We start from the raw sequence: 24,803 nt of genomic DNA on the forward strand, positions 1-24,803 counted from the left end.
GAGGCATACGATTGATTTTTATAACAGGTGGTGTACGCAGCGGGAAAAGTGCTTTTGCAGAGAACTATGCGAGGCAGTTAGGCGAAAATAAGTTGCTTTACTATGTCGCTACGGGAGTATCATTTGATGATGAAATGAAAAAACGGATTGTCCGCCATCAGCGTGACCGTCAAAACCAAAACGCTAACTGGGACACGGTGGAAATGCAAGTACAGATTCCTTTAACAATTCAACAGCTTTCAAAAGAGGCAGTCGTGCTTTTTGAATGTGTGACAACCTGGCTTTCAAATGTACTTTTCAACTATGAAGCAGAAGGCAAAAATAGCGAATATATCAATAATTGTATTGAATCGCTGCAAAAGCAATTGCTAGCTTGGCATCAGCAAGGTGCTACAATAATAGTTGTATCAAATGAAGTGTTAGACGAATTGCCTTCACATTATGATGAGGTAAATTTATATCGTAAACTGTTGGGAGAACTTCATCAGTGGATTGTCCAACATAGTGATGAAGCATATGAAGTACAATATCAGCTTGTACAGCAATGGAAATAAGGAGTGGGCAAGTTGAAAAATAGCTTTACAGGATTTTTATTAGCATGGCAATTCTTCTCGGCAATCCCAATTAAGAAGCAGCTTGATATGAATGCAAAGTCCGTTACATGGATGTACGCCTTTTTACCGATTGTTGGTTTACTCATCGGTTCAATCATTAGTGGCGGCATTTTTGTCATCTCAAATTATAGTGACATTTCGAGTCTACTATTGGCGATTTTAATCGTAATTATGTTCATTGTTCTAACAGGCGGTCTGCATTTAGATGGCTGGATTGATATGAGTGACGCCTTTTTTTCTTATGGGGAAAAAGAAAAACGATTGGAAATATTGGATGATCCGCGTACAGGTGCTTTCGGTGTCATCAGTGTTTTTTGCTTATTGCTGTTAAAAATCGGTGTTATTTATGAAATGCTTTTAAAAGGTCATGAAGAGATTATTCCCTTTATTATTTTTATTCCTTTTATTGCACGTTTAGGGATGCTGATTTACTTTTTAACGATGCAAACGGCCAAGCAGACAGGGCTCGCAGCTTATTTTAAATCCATTATCATTCCAAAGAAATTGATGCTAATCATAAGCGTTTTTTCTATAGTATTTATGGTGGCATGGATTTATTTTTCGATGTACAGCTTATTTATTTTAGTTATTGTTATGTTGCTATCGATTTTCTTTTACCGGAAATGGTCGCAAAAGCATTTTGGCGGGATGAGCGGTGATTTACTCGGTGCTTTAGGAGAAGGGTTGGAGGTTGTACTATGGCTGACGGTATTACTTTGCATTTAATTCGTCATGAGAAAACAAAAGCGAATATAGAGAGGAAATATATTGGCTGGACAGATGAACCGATATTAAAGTTGGTTCAAGCACAGATGCCAATCCATACAAATGAAGTATTTGGAAGTGATTTATTGCGTTGCCGTGAAACAGCGCAATGCTATTTTCCACATGCTTCATATTATCAAAACAAAAATTTAAGGGAACTGCATTTCGGGGATTTTGAAATGTGTACATATGAGCAATTAGAACATAACCCCATTTACAGGGTATGGATTGATGATCCGGTAAATACGCCAATTCCTAACGGGGAGCACTTTTTACAGTTTCAACAGCGTGTTTTAACGGGTGTTCATGAAATTGTACAACAAGAGAAAGAATATACATTAATCATTCATGGTGGTGTCATTCGGATACTACTTGCGAAATACGGTATTACGGAGCAGACGTTTCAGCAAACGATTGCCAACCACCGAACAATTTATACGCTTAGCTGGGGTTCGATTGAAGACTTTATAGGAGGTGCAAGATGTTCATTATACTCGGAGGCGCACATAACGGTAAACGAGCATATGTAGAAGATTTAGTTGCACAATTACCTACAAAAGAGCTTGCCAAATACGAAGGGGCATTACCTCGGATAGAGGAAGTAACTGGAGATAAACGATTTATTATTAGTAATTTCGAACAGATTGTATTACCTCATCTTCATCTACCGGAGGAGCAGGTTGCACTACAGATTTTTGAGCATATTGCTGAAATTTCCACACTTGCTGAAGTATTTTGTATTTGTACAGATACGAGTAGGGGGGTAGTGCCGCTTGAAAAGGAAGCACGACAATTAAGAGATACTTGTGGTCGACTATACCAAAAGCTTTGTAGCGAAGGGCATACGGTTGTTCGTGTATGGTACGGTATTCCACAAATTTTAAAAGGAGCACATTATGGACAAAACTAAATTACGTTTCATCATTTTAACCGCTTTAATCGCTGCAATGTGTGCGATTGGAAGTTTTATTAAAATACCGGTAGGCGTTGTTACAACAGCGGCACTGGATTCGGCTCCAGCATTTATTAGTGCGATTTTTTTACCGCCTATTTTCGCAGGCGCAGCAGGAGCACTCGGTCATATTGCAACAGGACTTACATCCGGCTTTCCATTAGGTGTTTTCCATATCATTATTGCAGTGGAGATGTTCATTATTGTCGCAATTTTCGCTGTAATGCATCGAAAAGGACTGCATATTTCAAAGTGGATATTTGTTGTGATTGGAAATGGGGTTATTGCACCTTTACCATTTTACTTCCTTATTTCACCGGCATTTTATATCGGATCCATTGCTTCACTTTCTTTTGCAACATTAGTGAACTGTCTCATTGCCATCGTCGTAATGCCGGTCATTAAAAATGTAGTACAGCGTGTTGGGGTGAACGCATGAGAAACGCGATCGAAGTAAACGGGTTAATCGTAACAATCGATAATTCAGGATGTATTGGAACAAAAGAGCATGATCTTGTCAAAGTACCAAATGAAATTACAGCATATTTTACAGCACGTACTGCCATTTTGGAGCAGTTATGTGCAGGGGCAATTCCTGTGCAGTTATTAATGGCCAACTTCTCGGGTGACAACGTATGGAATGAGTATGCAGAAGGGTTTAAAAAGGCGTTTAATGAAATGGCGTTAAATATGCCACCATTGACCGGTTCCAGTGAAACGAATTTCTCCGCTCTGCAGTCGGCTGTTTCCTTAACAATAATAGGGAAAAAGGAATTTAGCGGTGATCGGAAGAACTGCCTTTATTATGTTGTCGGTGAACCGCTAGTAGGTAATGATGTAATGGAAAACCTTCACAAAATTGCAAACTTAAAAGAACTGTTCGAAGGGTTACAAAGTGGGGTCATTGAAGCAATCTGGCCTACAGGTTCAAAAGGAATTGGTGCCGAAATTAAGCGCTTTATCGGTGAAGAATACAGTGCAGCAATCAATTTAGAAGCATCGGCCGGACCATCTTGTGCTGTGCTAGTCGCAGTAAAAAAAGAATATGAAGAAACTTTTAAAAATAATATGACAGCACCTTTAACTGAAATTGTAGAAATGAATTAATTTTAAATGATGAAATATGCTCGAAAACTATTAGAACTGCTAGTAAAAAATATTTTTTGTTTAAAATTAAAAAATACTAAATATTCTAAAAATAAAGTGGTATGATAGAGTGTATCAATTTCAATAAGTTAAGGAGCATGAATTATGACAACGTACCAAATTACAACTGAGTTATCAACAAACAAAAAAGAAAAGACACCTGCAGAAAAGCTTGGTTTTGGTCAAATTTTTACGGACCACATGTTTGTAATGGATTATGAAGAAGGTAAAGGGTGGCATAATGCATCTATTGAACCTTATGCACCGATTACATTAAGCCCTGCTGCAATGGTTTTCCATTATGGACAAGCGGTTTTTGAAGGTTTAAAAGCATACATGACAGAGCAAGGTGACGTACAATTATTCCGTCCGGAACGTAACTTCCAACGGTTGAATACTTCTAATGCACGCCTTTGCATTCCACCAATCGATGAGGATTTTGCACTGGAAGCATTGAAGGAATTAATCCGAGTGGATCGTGAATGGGTACCAACAGAACCAGGTACATCTCTTTATATTCGTCCATTCATTATTGCGACGGAAAGCTATTTAGGTGTAAACCCTGCGAAAAGCTATAAATTCATGATTATTATGTCACCAGTTGGCTCTTATTATAAAGAAGGCATTAACCCGGTTAAAATTTTAGTAGAGCAGCATTATGTACGTGCTGTAGTAGGGGGTACCGGCGAAGCAAAAACAGCGGGTAACTACGCTTCAAGCTTGAAAGGTTCGGAACTTGCCGCAAAACAAGGGTACTCTCAAACATTATGGTTAGACGGTAAGGAAAATAAGTATGTAGAAGAAGTAGGAAGCATGAACATCTTCTTCAAAATTGCAGGTACAGTCATTACACCTGCATTAAATGGCAGTATTTTACCCGGCATTACACGTGACTCGATGATTCAAGTATTAAAATCAAAAAATATTCCGCTTGAAGAACGTGCAATCGAGTTTTCTGAAATTGTCGCTGCAGCACAAAATGGTACACTGGAAGAAGCGTTCGGTACAGGTACAGCTGCAGTTATTTCTCCGGTTGGTGAATTAAAATGGCTGGATGATGTGATTACTGTTAACAACGGTCAAATTGGTGAAGTAACACAAATGCTATATGATACATTAACAGGCATCCAGTACGGTAAAATGGAAGATTCATTTGGCTGGACGGTTAAGATTTAATCGAAATAAAAAAGAAGTCGCTAATTAAAAATAAATTAGCGACTTAGACTGTAAACAACTCTTAAAGAGTGTTTGTTTACAGTCATTTTTTATTTAAAAATTAAATTAACAGTGACATCGTTGATTTCCACTCCGGGACCGATGCTTTCCCCGGGCACGGCTCCAGCTAACTAACTAGTGCCTACAACGGCAGGCACTAGTTAGTGGATCTTCCGCGCGTGCGGTTCCCGGTGGAGTCACGGTCCCTCCACTCCAATCAACTTATTCATTGCTTTAAATAAAGTGAGGTACTATACCTATGATGACTAGCAAACAAATCAATGCGCCTGCATAATTTGAAATATTAACGAATGTACAACTTGTTTCTGTTAAGTATCTAGTTAAAAGACAAAAGGTCTCGAGAGATGAACCCTCGAGACCTTTTGTCGACAATCTGAGACGCTAATTAAAAATAAATTAGTGGCTTTTTGAATGTTAAGGGATTATATAATCGACTTGAATTATTTTTCTACTAATTCCTCTACATGGTTAAATCTTTCGTGAGAAACGGATGCTGCTTTTTCGAATGCATTTTTGCCGACGTATGATTCGATTAATGTTTTTACATCAATACCCGATGATGCTTTTAAAGTTTCCTGCAGACCGGCCATTAAATCTGTTGCGTAGCCTGTAACTTTACCTGCGCCACCATTTGCACCGCCTCCAGTATCAACAACTGTAATCTTATCGATATTGGCAAGTGGACTTGCAACTTGTTTTGCATATTCAGGTAACATTTTCACAATCATATCAAGGACAGCTGCCTGACCGTATTGTTCAAACGCTTCTGCAATTTTTTCCTTCGCTTCTGCTTCTGCAAGACCGCGTAAACGAATAATTTCAGCCTCAGCCGTACCTTGTGCACGCTCTGCATCAGCTTTAGCAAGACCATCTAAACGAATACGTTCAGCTTCTGCTTGTGCTTGTGCTTCGATACGATATTTTTCTGCATCAGCCTGTGCAAGCTCTTTACGTTTTTGCGCTTCTGCGTTTTGTTCGATTGCATAACGGTCCGCATCAGCCTTTTTCTTAACTTCAGAATCATATTGCTTTTCTCGACGTAGAATCTCTTTTTCTTCTAATTCGATTTGCTTTTGACGTTCAATGATCTTAACTTGCATTTCCTGTTCAGTTACTTCCTGTTTTGCACGTGCGGATTCCAATTCATAAGCTTGGTCGGCACGGGCTTTTGCGATGTCTTGCTCGCGGCGGTATTCAGCCACTTTTAACTGATTATTCTTTTCTGCTTCCGCAATTTCAGTAGCACGCTCTAATTCTGCCTGTTGAGCTTCCTGAGCTGCTTGTGCACGTTTAATACGTGTTTCTTTGTCTGCTTCAGCAGTAGCGATATCGGCATCACGTTTCACTTGAGCGATTCGCGGTTTACCTAGAGAATCCAAATAGCCGTTTTTATCGCGAACATCTTTAATTGTAAATGATACAATGACCAAGCCCATTTTCGCTAAATCCTGGGAAGCGACACGCTGTACTTCCTGTGAGAACTTATCACGATTTTTATAAATTTCCTCTACAGTCATCGATCCTAAAATAGAGCGTAGGTGACCTTCCAGTACTTCGCGTGCTTCACTTTCGCGTTCCTGTTTATCTTTCCCTAAAAATTGCTCGGCAGCAGTTGCGATTTCTGAAATGGAACCACCAATTTTGATGATAGCTGTACCATCTGCCATAACCGGTACACCTTGTTCCGTGTATACTTCAGGTGTTGTTACTTCTAATTTACTAGAAAGTAAACTAAGCGGTTTTGCCTGCTGGAATACAGGGAACACAAATGTACCACCACCACGGATAATCTTAATGCGATTACCTGATTCATCCGTATGTACATTTTTACTTCCCAAATAACTACCTGTTACGATTAATGCTTCATCTGGACCCGCTGTACGGTATTTCATTATATATACCGCTACAAGAGCGACAATCAGAAATACGACAACACCCACTGCAATTAAAATTCCTGACATTTCACCAATACTTGACATGAACTTTTCCTCCTAAAATTTAAAATTGAAACTCCTCTTTCTCATAAATCGCAACCATTGCCGTACCATTACGCATCTCAATAATTAAAACTTTTGTATCATATGGAATTTCTACATGATGAAAGCTCGCCGCACGTTTGGAAATGATACCGTTTGCTGATTCTATTACAATTTCCCCGAAGCCATCTAACGGAACAGGTACAATGACTTTTCCAGCCTGGCCTTCAAGCGATTCATCTGTATAAGCAAGAGATACTTCAGCTGAGCGTAAAGGAACGAGCAAGAAATAATAAAGAAGTGCTGTGAGTAAACACGCTATAATGAATGCGATAATAAAGATGATGAAGCTTGTAAAACTTGAAAAACGCTCAAATAGATAACCAGCAGCAGAAGTGAATGTAATAAACGATAGGATAACAGCCGGATCTAAAAATGGAAGTCCATCGATAGACACATCTGCAAAATCTGCGAAAAACAAGTAAAGAATCGTACAGCATCCAATGACGATTAAGATGGTTAAATAAATGGTTTCAATGGAATATCCAAACAAGTTGTCACCTCCCTTAAGTCCTTTGTATTAGTAAATACGGATGAAATTGGAAAAGGTTTCAGAAAAAACAAAAATTTAAAGGGAGAATATTGATGGTTAAAAATAATTTCTCTACATTTTTGAAACTTTTAGCCATCTCACTTGTCTAACTTATACGATAAAAAAGGAGGTGCAAAATGGATCAGTCAGAGCGCGAACAAAAATTAGAAGAAGCGATGGATTTATATGGCGATTATATCGTGCAGCTTTGTTATACATACGTGCAAAATTGGCAAACAGCAGAGGATTTAGCCCAAGATACATTTATTCGGTATTTTGAAGCGTTACCTAAGTTTCGTGGTGAAGCTTCTTCAAAGACTTATTTATTTAGAATTGCTGTGAATAGTTGCCATAATTATTTAGCTAGTTGGAAATACAAAAAAGTACATATTACGACCTTGTTTCAGAAATTATTGAAGTCGGATGAAACGCCTGAAAGTCAACTGTTAAAACAAACAGAGAATCAGTTATTAGTATCGGCGATTGAAGGGTTCCCGTCAAAATACAAAGATGTAATCGTGCTTTACCATTTTGCAGAATTATCATTACAAGAAGTAGGGGAAGCTTTAAAACTTCCTATCAATACGGTTAAGACAAGATTGCGTCGTGCACGTCAAATGCTAGGCATAGAGTTAACAAGGGAAGGTGAACTATATGGATCCAATTAAAGAAGCCTTGAAGGAATCTTATAAAGGACACGGTTTATCAAAATTAAAAAAGTTGGAAACACAGCAAAAAGTGCGTGAGCAACGTAAAACGATGTTACCTGTCGTTATTTCAACGGTAGTAACATTTACGATTTTTTTATTCATTTTTTTGACGATTAATGAGCAGGATCCTGAATTGAAAATGTCAGCTAGTATTTCAAGTAAAGTCGAAGTACAGGATGCAGTCATCGAAATGATGGAAAGAAAACTTCAATTTCAAACAATTATAGAGGATGGAGAAATAACAGCAGCAGAACGATTAGAATATTTGCGGTCGAGTGATTGGAAATTGCAGCTTGCTTTTGAGCATATTACTAATTCAACATATGAGATTCCTGATGTAACTGAGGAACAAGGTATACTTTATGCAACGTTGTTATTTTATATGCGACAATTAATATTGGAGCCCCATAGTATTTCAGAAGTAGCGACGGCCTATGCACAAGTAAGAGATTTTCAGCAATTACCCGAATTAGTTCCGGTATTAGATGCACATGTTTTAGCCGGGTACCAACCTTTGAAATATGAACAGATTCCGGCAAACCGTAATTTTTTCTTAGCCAATCGTACGCTACAAACTATCATCGTATGTATGTATATTCTTAGTATGTTTTTCATTATAAAAAATATTATAAAGCGTCAGCATTTATGGTCTACATTATCGAATGTATTTATCGTAATTGCAACATTAATAATCTTTTTTAAACCGCTTCCTCTTTTTTATGCAAATGATGAAACGACTTTATCAATATCGAGTATAAAAGCAATAAAAGAGGCGGGGTTACCTACTGATCAAGCTCAATTCATTACGGCAGCAACATTTGATAACAGCCGTTTTGCATTAATCAAAGAACGGCAAAACCAGCATATATTGGTGAGATTTCAAAAAGGGGATAATTACTATCAATTTACTGATCTTAATATTTCTGTACCAGGTGAAGATGTATCAGTAATAAGAGATATTTTTCATGTTCGTAATGATGGTCAAGCAATTTATGTGATGGCATTTACAGAAGGGCACCCGATAACTAAAGGGGTGTTGATTGATCATGGTGGAAATGATATAGAATTTCAGGTGGAGCAGGGGAAAGCTGCGATTGAAGCGATCTATCTACCTCAAAGAAATACGAGTTTTGGATTGAAGTTTTATGATGCCAATGGGGAAATAGTAAGGTAGCAATTAAAAGCGTATGTCGTTTTGTTCGAAGCGACATACGCTATTTTTGAGCATTTATTTCATTATAAAAAAGTTTTTTAGCTCTACTGTTAATGGGCTGTTCTGTTCAATATATTCCATCATTAAGTCAGGTATGAATTTTTTTGATTCACGAATAGGCTGTTTTTTAAACATGTGGAAATGATGGGCACCTGTTGCACGGTAGCTGTTGACCGCTACTTCAAACAATAAATCGTCTTGTATAGGGCAACCATTATAGTTCAGCTTAACAACACGCTGTCCGAATGTTTTACTTAAATCGATTTCATAGTCAATGCCACCCCATAAATCATAAATATAAGGCTGTGGCTCTGGATAAAAAACAGAAAGGCTAAAATCGACTTCACCTTTGTTATTCAGTGCGAAGACGGCTGCGCTTTGTTCAATTGCTTTGCGAATATCAGCTCCAGTCAGTTCAACAACGAACAAACGATTGGCACGCGGCATATTGTGTATAACTTGTTCCCGCGTTATAACTTTTTGAAAGCCGCCTGATGAATGGTAAGGGAGTTCAATGACTGAAATCTGAGCTCCTGAATAATGAAGCTGCATGTCATGTATCAATTGCGTGTACGATGATGATGCTATGCGCGGAGTAAAGAAATCCGAGTATGTTAAATCGTTTTCTGTGCTACCTATTACTTCCTTTTTCCAGTCGTTAAATTCGGGAAAGGACTGTATTGGTAGGCTTGAATCCACGTGAACAAGAGATGGTTCATGAATTATTTGGTCATTTTCTAGCGTTACATCGATTTGAGCAAAGCAATGTGCATTCGCTCCAGGCTGTACGACAGAAATCCCGTTAATCTTTGTCGCGATTTCCAAATGCTGATGGCCTGTAATAAATACGTCAATACCATCAATTTCATAAAGCATGCGATAGCCTTCATTTTCACCATGTTCAAGATCAATTTGATTCCCATTATGTAAATCCCGTTCAAAACCGCCATGATAGCTTAAAATTACGAAATGGGCTTTTTCAATTTCCCGTACGTACTTCACCGTATTTTTCGCACTTACAAATGCCTGTTCAAAATGTAAATGCGTTATCGTGTTGGTTTCATCCCAAAGCTTCGTAAAATGTGTCACAACGCCTACTACCGCTATCCGTAGTCCGTGAATTTCCTTTATAAAATACGGTTTTGCAAAGCCCGTAATATTGGCAGCTATCCACGGGAAGTTACTGGCTTTCTGTATTTTCCGCACTTTTTCGAGTGGATAATTAAATTCATGATTTCCGAAAATGCCAACATCGTAACCGAGCGCATTAGCCAGCTCTATTTGAGGATGTTGTTTATGTATAACATGGTCGTAATAGTAGCTTAAATGGCTTCCTTGAAGAAAATCACCGTTATCAATTAACAATGCAGGCTTTCTTTTTGAAATCATTTGAGCAAGCTGTGAAAACCGCTCTGTATGGCCATGTATGTCACTAGTGGCAATAATAGAAAACTGCATATGTAAAAACTTCCTTCAACTATTCATTTTCCTTCATTATAGCGTGTGTGAATTATTGCGCAACAGTGATGAAAGTGCTTTAATAAAAAGTGAATACACTTACTTTTAAATTTTAGGAGTTGGAATAATGATTACAGTAACAAACCGCATCAAAGTAAAAAAAGGCTTTGCCGAAATGATGGCGCCAAAATTTGTGCAACCGGGTCCATTACAACAGTTTGAAGGATTCCAAAAGGTTGAAGTATTAGTTTCGACTCAATTTGAAGAGTATGATGAAATGAGTGTTGTAATGTACTGGGATTCAAAAGAAAGCTTCTCAGTATGGCGTGAAAGTGATGCATTTAAAGAATCACATAAACGTCCATCTGAAGGACAAGGTCATGGTGAGCAAGGCGACTCTCCAATGCTAGGTTCAGAAATTATTATTGCTGAAGTAGCAGGCACTATTTCAAAATAAGTTTAAAAAAAGCGTCCTAATGATGATTAGGGCGCTTCTTTTTCATACGATGATTCATCAAGATTAGGAAGGTGCTTTTCGTGTTATTAATGGAAAAATATTTTTATGACGGGCAATTTTTAAAATGCTATGAAGAGGCTAAACGTCAGTTACAGGACGGCAATGACGCATTAGCTACACAATTTTTAAATTTATTTAAAAAATACGAGTATGAAAACTTCCCTAAGCCGACTGGGCAACATACGCAAAGTATTGAACGTGCCAATGAAAGCTATGAAGAAAATGATGAACTAGAACAATTGCGAAGCATTAAAGACGAACAGGAATTTGCAGCTAAAGTGAAGCAGCTTGAGCACGATGCACGAACAGCTGATGATAAACGAAAAGCACAGTCGTTTTATGTACAGGGGCATTTGTTTTTAATGGCACATCAATATGATGAAAGTGTCCACTGTTTTATCGAGGCAGTAAAGCATAATCCGAATAAAGCACTTTATTACGGAATAGCAGGTCAGACGATGAACCGCTTTAATTGGTCTCCTTTTGAGGTAATGGTTTACATAGAACGGGCCATTGACTTGGATCCGGAAAACGCCCGGTGGCACTGGAATAAGGCACTTGTATTAACAAGACTTTATAAAGACTTAAATGCCGAGCCATTTTTAGAGCAAGCACTCGTTACTATTGAAAAGGCGATCGAGACTTGCCGCGAAGATCAAGCATCTCTTCGCAATGGTATCGATTCAACGTTGGAAAATTTAAAGGAATATCTTTTCAACTAGGTAGGTAATAAAATCGCGCTCACGAACGGTTTCAATAAGCAGGTTCGTGAGTTATTCTTGTTGAAAAAGTTCTAATATCGGTCCGTGACTTTCTAATAAACTTAAAAAAGTTCTAATATCGTTTTGATCTTCTAATATATCTCTAAGATTTTCAAATAAAGGTATCTGATGTTCAAATAGCTTCCGCCGAAGTTCTAAAATCCCCGCCGAATGTTCTAATAAACTGTGAAAACTTCTAATATCGTGAAACGAGAAAAAAAGCTATCTGAAAAGGACTTAAAAATCCCTTCCAGACAGCCTTTTCCACTATCAGCTATTTCTTCTTTTTGTCCTTCACAAACGCAAATACTATCAATCCAACTTGTATCACGACGATTGCAATAAAAAAGTAAAAATTCTTCGGTGAATTGGCTAAATTAAGTTCATCTGCCAAAATGCCTTCAATCGACTGCAATTGTGCACTTAGTAAAATAATTAACGCACCAATAAATAACATAACTTTAGGATTCATTGCAAAGCGCAGCAACACAATAATGAACAATGCTGAAAAAATCAGCAATAGTGTGAAGGGGGGATCTAATAATGTAAGGGTCCCATCCTGTGCAAATTTTTCATATGTGAATGTCACCGTATAACCTCCTTACTTAACTAAGCCGTTTTGAAATGCATAAACGACTGCTTGTGTACGATCCTGTACTTCGAGCTTGCTTAAAATATTGCTTACATGTGTTTTTACCGTTTTTAATGCAATAAATAGTTCTTCGGCAATTTCCTGATTAGCAAGACCCCTAGCCATACACAGTAATACTTCCATTTCCCGGTCTGTTAAATGATCGTGCAAAGCAGGTGCAGTACCGCGCATACGGGCCATTACTTTTGTTGTAGCTTCAGGCTCAAGTACTGTTTCACCAGCCATCGTTTTACGGATTGCTTCAGCAATTTGTTTTGCGTTACTCGTTTTCAGTATATAGCTGACCGCACCTGCTTCAAGTGCCGGATATAATTTGTCGTCATCAATAAAGCTTGTGACAATCATTACTTTCGCTTGCGGCCACTGCGCTAAAATCTCGGCTGTCGCTTCCGCCCCTGTTTTTATCGGCATAACGTTATCCATCAAGACAATATCAGGTTTTAGTGATAGCACCTTTTCAACCGCTTCTTCGCCGTTCGTTGCTTCTCCGATGACTTCGATATCAGGCTGAGCCGACAAATAGGCAGCGACACCGATACGTACCATTTCGTGATCATCTACAATGACAACTTTAATCATTCAATTGTTCCTCCTTTTTAATCGGAACTTTTACTTCTACTATGGTCCCTTCATTTGGAACGGAGACGATTTTATACGTACACCCAATTTCTACAGCTCGCTCGGCAATATTTCTTAATCCGTACGAAGACGTTTTATCGCCATCATTACTAAAACCAAGGCCATTATCCTGAATGCGTAAAATGGCTAACTGATCACGTGCAATTAAAAGCAGTTCAACCTCTGTCGCTTTAGCATGCCTTAAAGTATTGGATAATGCCTCTTGTGCAATACGGAATAAATGGTCTTCCTCCGCTTTAGATAAATTGATTTCTTCTATTTGATAATCAATATTAAAGTAGACTTTTTCCTGTAATTCAACAATTAAATCTTCCAATCCTTCTGCCAGGCTCTTATTGTGTAAAGCAATGGGGCGTAGATGCAGGAGTAATGCCCGCATTTCAAGCTGGGCTTGCTGGACGACTTTTTCAACTTGTGCCAACTGTTTTTGGGCGTGTTCGTCTTGCTGCTGTTCTGTCAGGGCAGATAATAGCATGGAAGCTGCAAAAAGCTGTTGCGATACAGAATCATGGAGTTCACGGGCTAGACGTTGACGTTCTGCAAGAAGGCGCTCCTGAACAATTGCATCATTCGTTTCGACCTTCTCATGGGAAAGTCGTTGTAGAGATGCACGCTGGGTATCGATTAATTCGTTGGCATCGCGCAATGCTTTATTTAAAGAACCGTTAGTTTTCTTTAATTTCTGGGCAAAATCAGGTTCTGCAATTTTTTTGACGATCCTTGTTGTCTGATTTTCTTTCATTTTCACGGCGACAGCCATCCATAATGCAATGAAGAAGCTAATACCGGTAGCGCTAATGGCGATAATCCCAAGCAATGGAATGTCATAATCACCATTTTCCCATAAAAAGCGCCACGTTTCTTCTTCTGGCTGTCCAAGTACAAAAATTAATATATTCATTGTAAAAGAGGCAAAAATTAAAATGAGTACAAAAAATCGAGCTATAAATGCAATCATCCGCGTTGCACCTCCACATCGCCTATCCAGGTAGTAACGTACAGTACGAGTACACGTTTTGCATCTGGATCGCCATCTTCAAAGTAGAGCTGCTCATTTATACATTGCTTAGGCGAGAAGTGTAAGCAATTGGCCTCACCATATATCGTAGAATAGTGGAGTTGAAGCGATATTTCATACGGGACAGTAATCCGCACTTTCCCTAGTGATTGATTAATGACAATAATTGATTTTCCGTGTGGCAAAATCGTTTCTGTCGTATCAACTGTAATATCTCCAATAAAGCGTTGAATGTGAATGTCACGCCATTGGTAACTTTCTGTCGGGATACCCGTAGTACCAATCAATTTATTTTTTCCGATCGTATCAATTACTTGTTTGATTTCTATAATTTGTTCTTTTTTCGTTAAGTATTGGTAAAGTAAAAAAATTAATGTACCGATGATGAAAAGACGTAATGTCCATAGATGAATTACTGCAAAGAATATTAAAATGAGACCGGCCCAGAGTGTGTATTGTTTTTTCTTTTTAAAGCTGTAGAATAATAGAATTGCACCGACAATGAGTAAAAATACACTGATATTATTGAATAGTGTCAATTCGATCAAAACGACAAGTGCCATACTAATAACGATTATCGTAAGCTGATCTGACGTGATTTTCGGCATATTGCCTCCTCCTAAAACGAGCAAAATGGAGAAAGCACGGTGCCTTCTCCTTTAAAACATTATAGCATTATTTTGGTTGTTCAATGAGCTTTTGTTCTTTTTCTAACTGAGCTAAACGAGATTCAAATGATGTCACTTCATATTTGCGTTCGATATTTTGAGAGAGCTCATCGATGTATGTCGAAAGTTCATCGAAGTTTTCATTGTTATTAGAAGTTAACACTTTGTCCATCTGATGGTTGGCACGTACAACATTTTCTTTCCCCATCAACTGAAGTTGGCGTACTTTCATATCTTTAATTTTATGTTTCATTGTTTCAAATTTGCGTTCCAATGCAAAGTATTCAACGTTTGCTGCATCAATGCTTGTCAGCAATGTGTGCTTACGTGTTGTATAGGCAGCAACTTCTTCCTGTGCAAAGGTAATGAGTTCTACTTCCTCGGTAGCCTGTGCTAAGTGTAATTGCTTTTCTCGTTTTTCAAGCATCTCGGCTGTTTGTGAAAGCTGTAATTCCAATTCCTTTTTTAACTGTGCCTGACGTGCAAGTAGTTTGCCTGTATGCTCCGTTTGTTTTTCTGCTTCGCGAATGTAATGGTTTAACATTTTAATTGGATTTTTTTCTACTTTTTTATCAAATAGATCATGTAAGTCCGCCTGAATCGAGTATTTAAATTTTGTGAATAAATTTTTCATTTTGTTTCGCCCCTTATTTGTTTAAATGTGCCCATTCGCGTTCAAAGTTCGTAAATGGATCCTCTTCTTTATTGCTTGTAAAAATTTCAACCTTCTCATTTTTACGTGATTTGTAAATATAATAAATAATACCAATTGCCACTAAACCAATAAAACCGGGAATGTTTGAAATTGCACTAATTAATCCTACAAATGCAACAACTAAACTCATTACTTTTCCAAATGTAGACTTGCTTCCCGTGTAATAATGTAGACCGGCTGCTAAAAGTGCGCCTGATAATAATAGTCCGACTACTGGTACCAATAGGCAAAGCGCAATAATTGCTGCGATGAAACCAGCTGAATATAAGAAAAACTTTTTCATGTGTGTTCCTCCTTGTATTTGATAACTTCATGTTACGTTAATTACTGAAATTTAATAACGACCTGCAACTGTATTTTCATCTAGGTCTGGAGGCTGATAGGAACTCAGACATATAACTCAAATTAAATATATAGAAACGTAATAACTTTTATTGTATAATGCTTGTTGGAGAGTTTTTCTCGGTACATATGTAATGGAGGAGGTTGGACAGTATGCAAACATGGATTTGGATTATTATCGTAATCGCAGCTCTTATCGGGGGCGTGGCAATTGGTTTCTACGCAGCTCGTCAATATATGATGAAGTATTTGAAAGAGAACCCGCCAATTAATGAACAAATGATTCGCGTGATGATGGCGCAAATGGGACGTAAACCGTCGGAAAAACAAGTACGTCAAATGATGTCTCAAATGAACAAGTTCCAAGATAAATAATAAATTAAGCTACCTTTTACATTCTTAAGAGTGATGGAGGTAGTTTTTGTTTTGCAAAAATTTAATCCTTTATTAAATTAGAGTTAAAAATCTGAATATTCTATTGATTTGGTTATGATTCTAGTCTATCCTTATAAGGATTGTAAGTATTGGAGGGACAAAAGATGACAACTGAAAAAACGAATGTAGAGAGCTTTGATTTAGATCATACGAAAGTGGTTGCACCATATGTACGTTTAGCAGGAACAAAAGAGGGGGCTAAAGGAGATGTCGTAACAAAATACGATATTCGCTTTAAACAACCGAATAAAGAGCATATGGAAATGCCTGCATTGCATTCATTGGAGCATTTAATGGCAGACCGGATCCGCAACCATAGTGATGCAGTAGTCGATATTTCACCAATGGGTTGTCAAACAGGTTTTTATGTAGCGTTTATGAATTATGATGACTATGAAGGTGTGTTAGCGATTTTGGAAAAAACATTGCAGGATGTTTTGGCAGCTACATCCGTACCTGCATGCAACGAAGTGCAATGCGGCTGGGCAGCAAGCCATAGCCTGGAAGGTGCACAAGAGCTGGCGAAACAATTTTTGAATAAACGTGATGAATGGCATATCGTTTTTAATGAGCAGTAAACGAAAGTCTATATAATATGCTGAATAGAAATAAAGCAGTTTAAATTTTTACGATGAGTAAAATTTAAACTGCTTTTGATTTTAAAGTGGGTTTTCTAAAGAATATGCTCCAAACTATTTAGCAGATTCTGCATTTTACAATAGTGTTTCCGTTTCATTACGATAAGCGGGTACATAATCATGCAAAAACTTTGCGACTGTTTGTTCATAATCTCCCTGGTTTTCATTGAATGATTTTGCATGTTCACCTTTGTCGAATATTTTCAGCATTTTTGGTTCGGGTTTTTGTTCAAATAATTCTTCTGTCATAGAGGAAGGGATGAAATCATCCGGTTCGCTATGAATAAATAGAACGGGCCGTTCAATTTGCTTTACGGCATCGATAGGCATAATTTCTTTGACAGAATAGCCATCCCGAATACGCATGAAAAAGTCGGCAAAAGGAAGTGTATATTTCGCATCAATCGGCACGACACTTTCGAAAATCCGTTTTAATAGCTGGGGGAAATTCGAAAAGGCACAGTCGGAAATATAAAAGTCTGCATTGTCAGCCAAAGTGCCGGCATAAAGCAGTGTTGTAGCAGCACCCATTGATTCGCCATGAATACCTAACAAAGCATCTTCTCCTGTAAGTTCTCGTACTTTTTCCACTACAGCTTGTAAATCGAATTTTTCATAATGGCCATAACTCGTTGTTTTACCTTGTGATTCCCCATGGCGACGATGATCATAAACGACCGCATTAAAGCCAAGACGTTCAAACATGCGCGCATATCGCATTGAATTGATTTTATTTTCGGTCACCCCATGGCAAATTATCACTGTGTTTTTTGTTTCCAGCGGTTTCAGGTAGATTCCGCTGATTGTATAACCATTTGGGGAATTAATCGTCAATATTTCTTTTGAACAGCCATCATACCAGGCTTCGTCAAAACGTTTTGCTGTTATTTCACGTTCCCTAATAAACGCATCATCTTTTTTCTTAATATACATAATGCGATTCGTCATGAAGACACCTGTAACTGTAGTAGCAGCAGCCAACAAAGTTGTTACGATACTGCCTGATAATACTAATGTGCGTTTTTTCATGGAAATCACTCCTTATTTAATTTAATATTCAATGAATTTTTAGGATAAATCAAATATTATGTAGGAAAACAGGCGGTGGAATATTTTGTGTGAAAAGTAGGGAATATTTGATAAAATTTTGTTAAGCAACTTTATATATTGCCTACAAAGGGATTCACATCAAAAAGGGGGATTTTTATCATGACAGAAGTAGTAATAGTAAGTGCAGTCCGTACACCAATTGGGGCTTTTCAAGGGACATTAAAAGATATTTCTGCTCCGGCATTGGGTAGTATCGTTATAAAAGAAGCATTACAGCGTATACAGTTAGATCCAACGACGATTGATGAAGTAATAATGGGGAATGTACTTGCAGCAGGTTTAGGTCAAAATCCAGCAAGACAGGCAAGCATCGCAGCAGGGGTTCCTCATACAGTTCCTGCCATGACAATCAACAAAGTATGTGGCTCCGGGTTAAAGGCGGTCCATTTAGCAGCCCAGGCAATTATTGCTGGAGATGCAGAAGTCGTTGTTGCAGGGGGCTTTGAAAATATGAGTCAAGCACCTTATATTATGCAGAATGCGCGGGAAGGTTTCCGTATGGGCGATCAAAAAATTGTCGATACACTCATAAAAGATGGATTATGGTGTGCTTTTAATGATTACCATATGGGCGTAACGGCGGAAAACCTATGTGATCAATATGGCATTACACGGGAAGAGCAAGATGAATTTTCTGCCCGTTCACAAGCTCGTGCATCAGATGCAATAGCAAAAAATAGATTTGCAGAAGAAATTGTTCCTATTGAAATTCCACAACGTAAAGGAGAACCAATCGTTTTTGCCCAGGATGAATATGTGAAGCATGGTACGACAGTGGAAAAATTAAATGGATTGCGCCCAGCCTTTAAAAAGGAAGGCTCTGTAACAGCCGGCAACGCTTCTGGCATTAATGACGGGGCGGCAGCAGTTGTTGTAATGTCGAAACAGCGCGCCTTCGAATTAGGACTTAAACCTATGGCTACGATTGTTGCAAATGCGAGTGCAGGGGTAGACCCTGCTATAATGGGGGTAGGGCCAGTATCAGCCGTGAAAAAAGTTCTATCAAAGGCAAATGTATCATTAGATAAGATGGACTTGATTGAAGCGAATGAAGCTTTTGCGGCCCAGGCAATTGCAGTTGATCGCGAATTGGCGTTCAATCATGATAAACTAAACGTAAACGGTGGGGCAATAGCACTTGGACATCCGATTGGTGCGAGCGGTGCACGTATTTTAGTCACATTGCTTCATGAAATGCAAAAGCAAGACGCAGAATTCGGTCTTGCAACATTATGTATCGGTGGCGGGCAAGGGGTAGCAACGATCGTACAGCGCTAAAAGTGTTGTTTAAGCACACACTGAAAGGATGCAAATTACCAAATCGTAATTGATTATATATAGAAGGTGAAAAATATGGCAAAAAAGAAACAACAACGAAGTACGAATGATGAATTTAACTTACCAAAAGAAAAGGCTGCAACTTTAGCCGATCAGCTTGGTGGAGACGTATTGGCTAAGTTAAAGGCAGCAAAGCAGGATATGGTAGCCGATGAAAAAGCGAAAGAAGAAGAGCGTATAGCGAAAGCCGCGTTCGAACGGAAACAACGCGAAAAAAACATGAGCTTTGAAGAACTATTAAGTCAATACGGTGATCAAGGTTCTAAGTTTTAATAGAAAAGCTAGTGCAATGAAATAATTGCGCTAGCTTTTTTTAAATATAGCCTGTCCGATTTTTGTTAATATTAGCAATGTCAGTGCACCTGAAGCATCGATTACTACATCTTCAATCAGCCCGGTACGCCCAGGAATCATACTTTGGCGATATTCATCCAGGCTTGCAATAACCGTTACTGTAAAAAAAGCAATTACAGTAGGGAATCTCCATTTCAGCTTTCTATAGAAAATACAGAAGATGACCGCGAGTAAACCATAGCCAAAAAAATGAACGCCTTTTCGAAACAGAAATTCCAAAAACTTATAGTAGCCCTGAGATTCAACCGATATGATTCTTCCCCAGTAAGGAATTTGGAATTGACTTAAAAAGCCTTCAAATGGTTTATCTTCTAGTACATTTTTTAATACAGGAATTATCGTTTGCTGCTCATATCTCATATTGGACATGACTGCAACAATGATAAGACCAATTACTACGAAGGATATTGCTTTTTTCATCGATGCTCTGTATACCGTTCAGTTTTTGTCCAATCATGGATGTCGGTAATATTTTGCAAAGTTTGTGCTTTTTCGTAAGCATCAAGATTTTGCTTTAACTGTGTTGTTGTACGTGCGCCAATTACTGTAGAGGCAATCGTCTCATATTGCAGATTGAATGCAAGTGCTGCAGCGTGGACATCGCTGTACTGTTGTTCAATTTTCAGCAAAATTTCCTCGGCACTAGCTTTGTCATAGCCCATATAAGAAGCCATTCGATTACGCCAGTCATTAGTAAGTAACCCTTTTGCAATAGAGCCGCGTGTTACGACAGATGCCCCTGTCTTTTCAATCACTTCAAAAAATTCACTCGCTCGTTCGTCAAAAATATTAAACTGCATCATATTGCTGACTGCTTTGCTATTTTGTAGAAAAGGAACGAAAACATTTGGTCGAATAGAGGAGATACCGTATTCGCGAATCAATCCTTCTTTTTTCAGGCTTTCAAAAGTATCGATTACTTCTTCCAAATTGTCATCAGTTGTTCCGCCATGCAGCTGATATAAATCTAAATAATCCGTCTGTAAACGACGCAAACTGTTACGAATAGCCGTATTAATATAGTCAGAAGAAGCATCCCAGCTCCAGCCGTCTTTTCCTTCCTCCCAACGATTACCCACTTTCGAAGCTAAATAAATATGTTGTCGATGCTCCTTTAATGCTGAGCCGACATTTTTTTCATTTTCTCCGCGGTCATATAAATCTGCTGTATCAAAGTAATTGATGCCTGCATCGATAGCTGCGTGTATGATTTGCTTAGCTTCTGATAGATTTAGAGGTAATGACATACAGCCTAAACTTAATTCCGAGATATGCAGTTCGCTCGTACCTAATTGTCTTTTTTTCATAAATTTTCCCTCCAACATTCGATATTTTAGAAAAGCTCTTACTAATGGTACAATGAATGGAAGTAAGAGAACAAGTGGAGGCGTAGACATGAAAAAATTTGAAGAAAAAACGATCCATTCTGAATCTATTTTTAAAGGTAAAGTAATTTCACTGAAAGTTGATGATGTTAAGCTACCGAATGGTGAAACCGGTAAGCGTGAAATTATTAATCATCCGGGTGCTGTTGCTGTAATTGCTATTACTGAAGATAATAAAATTCTTTTCGTTGAGCAATACCGCAAAGCCCTAGAGCGTTCAATCATAGAGATTCCCGCAGGCAAGATGGAAAAAGGCGAGGAACCGATTGTGACAGCACGCAGGGAATTGGAAGAAGAAACGGGTTATACGTCAGATGATTTCCGATTTGTTCAGGCTTTTGCAACTTCACCTGGATTTGCAGATGAAGTTATCCATATCTATGTTGCAGAAAAGTTAAAGAAACTGGACATTCCTGTAGACTTAGATGAAGATGAGTTTGTAGAGTTAATGGAAGTAACTTTGGAAGAAGCAGAAGCAATGGTAGCTGATGGAAGAATATACGATGCGAAAACTGCTTTTGCCGTTTTATGGGTGAAGATGAAAATGATTTTAAATCAATAAAATGTTTACGCATAAGGACAATTTATGTGCATAAGTTGTATGGACAAGGAGGCGTCCAAATGCGTAAATATTTATATATTCAATATACATCTATGATAGTCATATGTTTTATTTGTGGTGTAGTATGTTATCAATTATTTCAAATTGAGCAAGTACAGCAAATTATTAAATATAGTGATCGAAGACTACTTGATCTGGAAAAACCGGAACTGCTTTGGAGTGTTGTTCCTTTCCTAGTTTCTTTAATTATTGTATTATTCTTTTCGACACATAAATATTTACCACGAATGGCCCTAGTTTTTATTTCAATAAAAGTTACTTTCCTAGGGTTTAGTTCTGTTTATTTACTTGTGCAGCATCAATCTATAAAATTGTATGCCTTTTGGTGGTTCCCGTTCCAGTTGATCTATTGTGTACTATTGATCGCTCTCTATCAAATCACAAATAATAACAGTGGTAGACGAGCTTTGAAAAGTGTAATGCCTTGGAAAAAAGTAATATTCCTTTTGATAGTAATGGTAGTGTTTTTCGGACTTGAAAATATAGCAATTACTTATTTATTTAAATAATCATTGTCTTGTAATGAGATTTACTCATTTGGTATAATGAAAAGAGTTTAGGAGGGCGTCACATATGGAGAGCCGTATTGATAGAATTAAAAAGCAACTGCATAGTGCGAGCTATAAGCTGACGCCACAGCGAGAAGCAACAGTAGCGGTATTACTTGAGCATGAGGAAGATCATTTAAGTGCCGAGGATGTTTACTTATTAGTAAAAGATAAAGCACCTGAGATTGGACTGGCTACTGTATATCGTACACTTGAGCTTCTAACAGAGCTGAAAATTGTCGATAAAATTAATTTTGGTGACGGGGTGTCCCGCTATGATTTACGTCAAGAGGGCGCAAAGCATTTCCACCATCATTTAGTTTGTATCGAGTGTGGCGCAGTAGATGAAATTCAAGAAGATTTATTGGAAGATGTAGAAGAAATTGTGGAGAAACGCTGGAACTTTATAATTAAAGATCACCGCCTAACATTCCATGGCATCTGCTGGCGTTGTCATGATCATGATAACTCTGGAGACAGCAATGCATAATCTATAATCAAGAAAAAAGAACAGCGCAATTGGCTGTTCTTTTTTTGTATCGAATATAGTTTAAAAGAGACGATTAGGTTACCCTAATCGTCTCGGTAATTTAAATTAAGTTCGTGGATGATGTGCAATAATAAGGATCTTACCTGCTTCTAAATCATCTTTTGCTGTAGCATGCTCTTGTTCGCTTACTCCTAAGTTAGCCAATTGATGATGAAGATCATCAGGCGTCATTTGGAAAAAGTTTTTAATCGCTGCTAAAACCCCTTTATCATTTTCAGTTGTTTCCGCAGTTGCTTTAGCATCTACATTGAAAAGGTCTGCAATATCCTCTGCACGCTTATTGCTATTTGCAAAAATATGAATGTGATCACGCACATAGCCTTCTGCAATAAATGATTCAATTACTGATTTAGCCTGTACACCATTTTCTACTGATTTTAAAACTGCCATTTTATATACACACTCCTTAACTTAGAATACTTATATGATTCCCTAAGATTAGTTAATTGAAACTTTGGGGAAATACCAAGTTCTTATTCTATGAGAGGAGGGTAGTGCAGTAATATAGATTACATCACCGGGTCTACTAAATCGTCTACCTTTTTTATTTCTAAAAATTGGATTTGATGACCATCAATTTCCTGAATTTTAAAGAGATAGTTTTCATAAATGAACGAGTCCTCGATATTTAAATCTGGCATATTCGTAAAGTACCAACCACCGATCGTATCGACGTTAGGGCTTTCAATATCCAAAAATAGCAGCTTCGAAATGTCATCGAGCAATACTTTTGAATAGACTAAATAATGGTTTTCGGCAATTTTGCGAATGTCCGGAATTTCATCGTCATCAAATTCATCGCGAATTTCTCCGACTAACTCTTCCAAAATATCTTCTACAGTAATCATCCCACTTGTTCCACCGTATTCATCCAATAATATTGCGATATGGATGCGTTTCTTTTGCATAATTTGCAATAAACTTTGAATAGGTGTTGTCTCAATCATATGAATGACGGGATTTATGAAGTCCTCTAGTTTAAATGTAGCTGGATTGATTCGGTTATTCATACCTAATGTTAAAAAGTCTTTAATATTTAAAAAACCTAATATATTATCACGGTCGCCCTCATAGACTGGGTAGCGCGTATAGCGTTCTTCAGATACTTGAGTTAACACTTCCTCAAACGTAGCGGATATATCAAATCCAATAATATCCGTACGCGGAACCATAATTTCACGTGCAATTTTATCATCGAATTCAAATACATTGTTTACATATTTCAATTCGTTCATGTTAATCTCGCCTGATTTATAACTTTCCGATAAAAGTAAGCGTAATTCTTCTTCCGTATGTGATAATTCATGCTCACTCGCTGGCTGCATTCCGAATAGTTTCAATAATAAACGTGCAGAACCATTTAATAGCCAAATTAAAGGGAACATTAGTTTATAGAAAAATTGAATAGGTCTCGCAAATGCTAAAGTGACAGCCTCCGCTTTTTGGATGGCAATTGTTTTAGGCGCCAATTCACCAACTACAACGTGGAAAAACGTTGCCAAAAAGAAAGCTCCGCCCAATGTAAACCAATGAATATAATCTGTACCAATTCCGATAGATTCAAATAGCGGATGTAATATAAACTCAAAGGTAGATTCACCAACCATACCGATTCCTAATGCTGTTACAGTGATTCCGAGTTGGCAGGCAGATAAGTATTCATCTAAATGTGTTGTTACATTTTTAGCAGTGAGTGAACCAGATTTCCCTTCAGCGACTAGCTGATCAATACGAGATTGACGTACTTTTACGATAGCGAATTCCGTTGCTACGAAAAAGGCGGTTAAAGCGATTAAAGCCGAGAAAATTATTAAGTTAATGATTGTGGTCAAACGAGCGTTCTACTCAC

The 24,803-nt window shown here is 37.9% G+C and carries 32 protein-coding genes; 18 read left to right on the forward strand and 14 right to left on the reverse strand.

Translation table 11 applies throughout. From position 1 onward, the window contains the following. Positions 1 to 11: 11 nt before the first annotated feature. The 7 genes from MHH95_RS09640 (at position 12) to MHH95_RS09670 (ending at position 4,653) form a co-directional block, all read left to right on the forward strand. The gene (locus tag MHH95_RS09640; protein ID WP_340727358.1) at positions 12 to 554 is read left to right on the forward strand and encodes a bifunctional adenosylcobinamide kinase/adenosylcobinamide-phosphate guanylyltransferase; all 543 of its coding nucleotides are present in this window, start codon (positions 12 to 14) and stop codon (positions 552 to 554) included. A 3-nt stretch (positions 555 to 557) separates the two neighbouring features. Continuing rightward, positions 558 to 1,340, forward strand: coding sequence for an adenosylcobinamide-GDP ribazoletransferase (gene cobS, locus MHH95_RS09645; RefSeq protein ID WP_340727359.1), 783 nt, complete (start codon positions 558 to 560; stop codon positions 1,338 to 1,340). Beyond that, positions 1,313 to 1,909 (forward strand): histidine phosphatase family protein, encoded by a 597-nt coding sequence (locus MHH95_RS09650; RefSeq protein ID WP_340727360.1) that lies wholly within the window; start codon positions 1,313 to 1,315, stop codon positions 1,907 to 1,909. Before cobS ends, MHH95_RS09650 begins: the two co-directional genes overlap by 28 nt. Next, the gene (locus MHH95_RS09655) at positions 1,861 to 2,289 is read left to right on the forward strand and encodes an adenosylcobinamide kinase (protein ID WP_339215670.1); all 429 of its coding nucleotides are present in this window, start codon (positions 1,861 to 1,863) and stop codon (positions 2,287 to 2,289) included. The genes MHH95_RS09650 and MHH95_RS09655 overlap by 49 nt, the downstream gene beginning before the upstream one ends. After that, entirely contained in the window at positions 2,276 to 2,770 is a 495-nt protein-coding gene (locus MHH95_RS09660) for an ECF transporter S component (protein ID WP_340727361.1), read from the forward strand. Before MHH95_RS09655 ends, MHH95_RS09660 begins: the two co-directional genes overlap by 14 nt. After that, on the forward strand, positions 2,767 to 3,438 hold the full coding sequence (locus MHH95_RS09665) for a hypothetical protein (protein WP_340727362.1): 672 nt from the start codon (positions 2,767 to 2,769) through the stop codon (positions 3,436 to 3,438). Before MHH95_RS09660 ends, MHH95_RS09665 begins: the two co-directional genes overlap by 4 nt. Positions 3,439 to 3,582: 144 nt before the next feature. Continuing rightward, positions 3,583 to 4,653 (forward strand): branched-chain amino acid aminotransferase, encoded by a 1,071-nt coding sequence (locus tag MHH95_RS09670; protein ID WP_340727363.1) that lies wholly within the window; start codon positions 3,583 to 3,585, stop codon positions 4,651 to 4,653. A gap of 500 nt (positions 4,654 to 5,153) precedes the next feature. Here the strand turns inward: MHH95_RS09670 and MHH95_RS09675 are convergent, their stop codons facing one another. Continuing rightward, on the reverse strand, positions 5,154 to 6,692 hold the full coding sequence (locus tag MHH95_RS09675) for a flotillin family protein (RefSeq protein WP_340727364.1): 1,539 nt from the start codon (positions 6,690 to 6,692) through the stop codon (positions 5,154 to 5,156). A 19-nt stretch (positions 6,693 to 6,711) separates the two neighbouring features. Then, complete coding sequence (locus MHH95_RS09680) at positions 6,712 to 7,242, reverse strand: hypothetical protein (protein WP_340727365.1); 531 nt, start codon at positions 7,240 to 7,242, stop codon at positions 6,712 to 6,714. A gap of 176 nt (positions 7,243 to 7,418) precedes the next feature. On the opposite strand from MHH95_RS09680, the gene MHH95_RS09685 reads away from it, so the two are divergent. Together MHH95_RS09685 and MHH95_RS09690 are read left to right on the forward strand one after the other, a co-directional pair. Then, a complete protein-coding gene (locus MHH95_RS09685; RefSeq protein ID WP_340727366.1) occupies positions 7,419 to 7,949 on the forward strand; it encodes a sigma-70 family RNA polymerase sigma factor in 531 nt (176 codons plus the stop codon). Continuing rightward, positions 7,936 to 9,165, forward strand: a complete 1,230-nt coding sequence (locus MHH95_RS09690; RefSeq protein ID WP_340727367.1) for a hypothetical protein — start codon at positions 7,936 to 7,938, stop codon at positions 9,163 to 9,165. Before MHH95_RS09685 ends, MHH95_RS09690 begins: the two co-directional genes overlap by 14 nt. A 54-nt stretch (positions 9,166 to 9,219) precedes the next feature. Here the strand turns inward: MHH95_RS09690 and MHH95_RS09695 are convergent, their stop codons facing one another. After that, positions 9,220 to 10,662 (reverse strand): bifunctional metallophosphatase/5'-nucleotidase, encoded by a 1,443-nt coding sequence (locus MHH95_RS09695; RefSeq protein ID WP_340727368.1) that lies wholly within the window; start codon positions 10,660 to 10,662, stop codon positions 9,220 to 9,222. 127 nt (positions 10,663 to 10,789) lie between these two features. On the opposite strand from MHH95_RS09695, the gene MHH95_RS09700 reads away from it, so the two are divergent. Further along, on the forward strand, positions 10,790 to 11,119 hold the full coding sequence (locus MHH95_RS09700; RefSeq protein WP_191698253.1) for a heme oxygenase: 330 nt from the start codon (positions 10,790 to 10,792) through the stop codon (positions 11,117 to 11,119). An 89-nt stretch (positions 11,120 to 11,208) separates the two neighbouring features. Then, positions 11,209 to 11,901, forward strand: coding sequence for a tetratricopeptide repeat protein (locus MHH95_RS09705; RefSeq protein ID WP_340727369.1), 693 nt, complete (start codon positions 11,209 to 11,211; stop codon positions 11,899 to 11,901). A gap of 313 nt (positions 11,902 to 12,214) precedes the next feature. Here MHH95_RS09705 and MHH95_RS09710 read toward each other — a convergent pair whose 3' ends face one another. The 6 genes from MHH95_RS09710 to MHH95_RS09735 all read right to left on the reverse strand — a co-directional run bounded on the left by MHH95_RS09710 (position 12,215) and on the right by MHH95_RS09735 (position 15,915). Beyond that, positions 12,215 to 12,529, reverse strand: coding sequence for an acyl-CoA dehydrogenase (locus tag MHH95_RS09710; protein WP_340727370.1), 315 nt, complete (start codon positions 12,527 to 12,529; stop codon positions 12,215 to 12,217). 12 nt (positions 12,530 to 12,541) lie between these two features. After that, a complete protein-coding gene (locus MHH95_RS09715) occupies positions 12,542 to 13,171 on the reverse strand; it encodes a response regulator transcription factor (RefSeq protein ID WP_191698250.1) in 630 nt (209 codons plus the stop codon). Then, positions 13,164 to 14,189: a sensor histidine kinase gene (locus MHH95_RS09720; protein ID WP_340727371.1), complete on the reverse strand. Its 1,026-nt coding sequence runs from the start codon at positions 14,187 to 14,189 to the stop codon at positions 13,164 to 13,166. Before MHH95_RS09720 ends, MHH95_RS09715 begins: the two co-directional genes overlap by 8 nt. Then, entirely contained in the window at positions 14,186 to 14,857 is a 672-nt protein-coding gene (gene liaF / locus MHH95_RS09725; RefSeq protein WP_340727372.1) for a cell wall-active antibiotics response protein LiaF, read from the reverse strand. The genes MHH95_RS09720 and liaF overlap by 4 nt, the downstream gene beginning before the upstream one ends. Positions 14,858 to 14,924: 67 nt before the next feature. Beyond that, complete coding sequence (locus MHH95_RS09730) at positions 14,925 to 15,551, reverse strand: PspA/IM30 family protein (RefSeq protein ID WP_191698247.1); 627 nt, start codon at positions 15,549 to 15,551, stop codon at positions 14,925 to 14,927. Between the two features lie 13 nt (positions 15,552 to 15,564). Then, positions 15,565 to 15,915, reverse strand: coding sequence for a lmo0954 family membrane protein (locus MHH95_RS09735; RefSeq protein ID WP_191698246.1), 351 nt, complete (start codon positions 15,913 to 15,915; stop codon positions 15,565 to 15,567). 212 nt (positions 15,916 to 16,127) lie between these two features. Between MHH95_RS09735 and MHH95_RS09740 the strand changes: the two genes are divergently transcribed. Next, the gene (locus MHH95_RS09740) at positions 16,128 to 16,349 is read left to right on the forward strand and encodes a YneF family protein (RefSeq protein WP_191698245.1); all 222 of its coding nucleotides are present in this window, start codon (positions 16,128 to 16,130) and stop codon (positions 16,347 to 16,349) included. Between the two features lie 164 nt (positions 16,350 to 16,513). Further along, positions 16,514 to 16,987 carry an S-ribosylhomocysteine lyase gene (locus tag MHH95_RS09745; protein WP_340727373.1) on the forward strand — a complete coding sequence of 158 codons (474 nt, stop codon included), beginning with the start codon at positions 16,514 to 16,516 and terminating at the stop codon, positions 16,985 to 16,987. Positions 16,988 to 17,122: 135 nt separating this feature from the next. Here the strand turns inward: MHH95_RS09745 and MHH95_RS09750 are convergent, their stop codons facing one another. After that, positions 17,123 to 18,076 carry an alpha/beta hydrolase gene (locus tag MHH95_RS09750; RefSeq protein WP_191698243.1) on the reverse strand — a complete coding sequence of 318 codons (954 nt, stop codon included), beginning with the start codon at positions 18,074 to 18,076 and terminating at the stop codon, positions 17,123 to 17,125. 180 nt (positions 18,077 to 18,256) lie between these two features. On the opposite strand from MHH95_RS09750, the gene MHH95_RS09755 reads away from it, so the two are divergent. Then, positions 18,257 to 19,435: an acetyl-CoA C-acetyltransferase gene (locus tag MHH95_RS09755; RefSeq protein WP_340727374.1), complete on the forward strand. Its 1,179-nt coding sequence runs from the start codon at positions 18,257 to 18,259 to the stop codon at positions 19,433 to 19,435. Between the two features lie 75 nt (positions 19,436 to 19,510). After that, the gene (locus tag MHH95_RS09760) at positions 19,511 to 19,768 is read left to right on the forward strand and encodes a YqkE family protein (protein ID WP_340727375.1); all 258 of its coding nucleotides are present in this window, start codon (positions 19,511 to 19,513) and stop codon (positions 19,766 to 19,768) included. 30 nt (positions 19,769 to 19,798) lie between these two features. Here MHH95_RS09760 and MHH95_RS09765 read toward each other — a convergent pair whose 3' ends face one another. Together MHH95_RS09765 and MHH95_RS09770 are read right to left on the reverse strand one after the other, a co-directional pair. Further along, a complete protein-coding gene (locus MHH95_RS09765) occupies positions 19,799 to 20,269 on the reverse strand; it encodes a VanZ family protein (RefSeq protein WP_340727376.1) in 471 nt (156 codons plus the stop codon). Continuing rightward, positions 20,266 to 21,156: an aldo/keto reductase gene (locus MHH95_RS09770; protein WP_340727377.1), complete on the reverse strand. Its 891-nt coding sequence runs from the start codon at positions 21,154 to 21,156 to the stop codon at positions 20,266 to 20,268. The genes MHH95_RS09765 and MHH95_RS09770 overlap by 4 nt, the downstream gene beginning before the upstream one ends. A gap of 88 nt (positions 21,157 to 21,244) precedes the next feature. On the opposite strand from MHH95_RS09770, the gene MHH95_RS09775 reads away from it, so the two are divergent. The 3 genes from MHH95_RS09775 to fur all read left to right on the forward strand — a co-directional run bounded on the left by MHH95_RS09775 (position 21,245) and on the right by fur (position 22,894). After that, positions 21,245 to 21,796, forward strand: a complete 552-nt coding sequence (locus MHH95_RS09775; RefSeq protein WP_191698238.1) for an NUDIX domain-containing protein — start codon at positions 21,245 to 21,247, stop codon at positions 21,794 to 21,796. A gap of 59 nt (positions 21,797 to 21,855) precedes the next feature. Next, complete coding sequence (locus MHH95_RS09780; protein ID WP_340727378.1) at positions 21,856 to 22,365, forward strand: hypothetical protein; 510 nt, start codon at positions 21,856 to 21,858, stop codon at positions 22,363 to 22,365. A 64-nt stretch (positions 22,366 to 22,429) separates the two neighbouring features. Then, on the forward strand, positions 22,430 to 22,894 hold the full coding sequence (gene fur, locus MHH95_RS09785; RefSeq protein WP_191698236.1) for a ferric iron uptake transcriptional regulator: 465 nt from the start codon (positions 22,430 to 22,432) through the stop codon (positions 22,892 to 22,894). Positions 22,895 to 22,999: 105 nt separating this feature from the next. Here the strand turns inward: fur and MHH95_RS09790 are convergent, their stop codons facing one another. Both MHH95_RS09790 and MHH95_RS09795 read right to left on the reverse strand, forming a co-directional pair. Further along, positions 23,000 to 23,344: a general stress protein gene (locus MHH95_RS09790; RefSeq protein WP_340727379.1), complete on the reverse strand. Its 345-nt coding sequence runs from the start codon at positions 23,342 to 23,344 to the stop codon at positions 23,000 to 23,002. Between the two features lie 119 nt (positions 23,345 to 23,463). Further along, positions 23,464 to 24,786 (reverse strand): hemolysin family protein, encoded by a 1,323-nt coding sequence (locus tag MHH95_RS09795; RefSeq protein WP_340727380.1) that lies wholly within the window; start codon positions 24,784 to 24,786, stop codon positions 23,464 to 23,466. Between the last annotated feature and the right edge of the window lie 17 nt (positions 24,787 to 24,803).

It is taken from the genome of Solibacillus sp. FSL K6-4121, assembly GCF_038002585.1.
Taxonomy (GTDB): Bacteria; Bacillota; Bacilli; order Bacillales_A; family Planococcaceae; genus Solibacillus; species Solibacillus faecavium.

Bases quoted from the DNA above. Each gene is read 5' to 3' on its own strand.
- MHH95_RS09760 (WP_340727375.1), top strand. From the start codon at position 19,511: ATGGCAAAAAAGAAACAACAACGAAGTACGAATGATGAATTTAACTTA.
- MHH95_RS09730 (WP_191698247.1), bottom strand. From the start codon at position 15,551: ATGAAAAATTTATTCACAAAATTTAAATACTCGATTCAGGCGGACTTA.
- MHH95_RS09765 (WP_340727376.1), bottom strand. From the start codon at position 20,269: ATGAAAAAAGCAATATCCTTCGTAGTAATTGGTCTTATCATTGTTGCA.
- MHH95_RS09750 (WP_191698243.1), bottom strand. From the start codon at position 18,076: ATGAAAAAACGCACATTAGTATTATCAGGCAGTATCGTAACAACTTTG.
- MHH95_RS09670 (WP_340727363.1), top strand. From the start codon at position 3,583: ATGACAACGTACCAAATTACAACTGAGTTATCAACAAACAAAAAAGAA.
- fur (WP_191698236.1), top strand. From the start codon at position 22,430: ATGGAGAGCCGTATTGATAGAATTAAAAAGCAACTGCATAGTGCGAGC.
- MHH95_RS09780 (WP_340727378.1), top strand. From the start codon at position 21,856: ATGCGTAAATATTTATATATTCAATATACATCTATGATAGTCATATGT.
- MHH95_RS09735 (WP_191698246.1), bottom strand. From the start codon at position 15,915: ATGAAAAAGTTTTTCTTATATTCAGCTGGTTTCATCGCAGCAATTATT.
- MHH95_RS09790 (WP_340727379.1), bottom strand. From the start codon at position 23,344: ATGGCAGTTTTAAAATCAGTAGAAAATGGTGTACAGGCTAAATCAGTA.
- MHH95_RS09705 (WP_340727369.1), top strand. From the start codon at position 11,209: ATGGAAAAATATTTTTATGACGGGCAATTTTTAAAATGCTATGAAGAG.
- liaF (WP_340727372.1), bottom strand. From the start codon at position 14,857: ATGCCGAAAATCACGTCAGATCAGCTTACGATAATCGTTATTAGTATG.
- MHH95_RS09655 (WP_339215670.1), top strand. From the start codon at position 1,861: ATGTTCATTATACTCGGAGGCGCACATAACGGTAAACGAGCATATGTA.
- MHH95_RS09685 (WP_340727366.1), top strand. From the start codon at position 7,419: ATGGATCAGTCAGAGCGCGAACAAAAATTAGAAGAAGCGATGGATTTA.
- MHH95_RS09700 (WP_191698253.1), top strand. From the start codon at position 10,790: ATGATTACAGTAACAAACCGCATCAAAGTAAAAAAAGGCTTTGCCGAA.
- MHH95_RS09690 (WP_340727367.1), top strand. From the start codon at position 7,936: ATGGATCCAATTAAAGAAGCCTTGAAGGAATCTTATAAAGGACACGGT.
- MHH95_RS09740 (WP_191698245.1), top strand. From the start codon at position 16,128: ATGCAAACATGGATTTGGATTATTATCGTAATCGCAGCTCTTATCGGG.
- MHH95_RS09720 (WP_340727371.1), bottom strand. From the start codon at position 14,189: ATGATTGCATTTATAGCTCGATTTTTTGTACTCATTTTAATTTTTGCC.
- MHH95_RS09775 (WP_191698238.1), top strand. From the start codon at position 21,245: ATGAAAAAATTTGAAGAAAAAACGATCCATTCTGAATCTATTTTTAAA.
- MHH95_RS09695 (WP_340727368.1), bottom strand. From the start codon at position 10,662: ATGCAGTTTTCTATTATTGCCACTAGTGACATACATGGCCATACAGAG.
- MHH95_RS09745 (WP_340727373.1), top strand. From the start codon at position 16,514: ATGACAACTGAAAAAACGAATGTAGAGAGCTTTGATTTAGATCATACG.
- MHH95_RS09755 (WP_340727374.1), top strand. From the start codon at position 18,257: ATGACAGAAGTAGTAATAGTAAGTGCAGTCCGTACACCAATTGGGGCT.
- MHH95_RS09660 (WP_340727361.1), top strand. From the start codon at position 2,276: ATGGACAAAACTAAATTACGTTTCATCATTTTAACCGCTTTAATCGCT.
- MHH95_RS09675 (WP_340727364.1), bottom strand. From the start codon at position 6,692: ATGTCAAGTATTGGTGAAATGTCAGGAATTTTAATTGCAGTGGGTGTT.
- MHH95_RS09650 (WP_340727360.1), top strand. From the start codon at position 1,313: ATGGCTGACGGTATTACTTTGCATTTAATTCGTCATGAGAAAACAAAA.
- MHH95_RS09770 (WP_340727377.1), bottom strand. From the start codon at position 21,156: ATGAAAAAAAGACAATTAGGTACGAGCGAACTGCATATCTCGGAATTA.
- MHH95_RS09715 (WP_191698250.1), bottom strand. From the start codon at position 13,171: ATGATTAAAGTTGTCATTGTAGATGATCACGAAATGGTACGTATCGGT.
- MHH95_RS09665 (WP_340727362.1), top strand. From the start codon at position 2,767: ATGAGAAACGCGATCGAAGTAAACGGGTTAATCGTAACAATCGATAAT.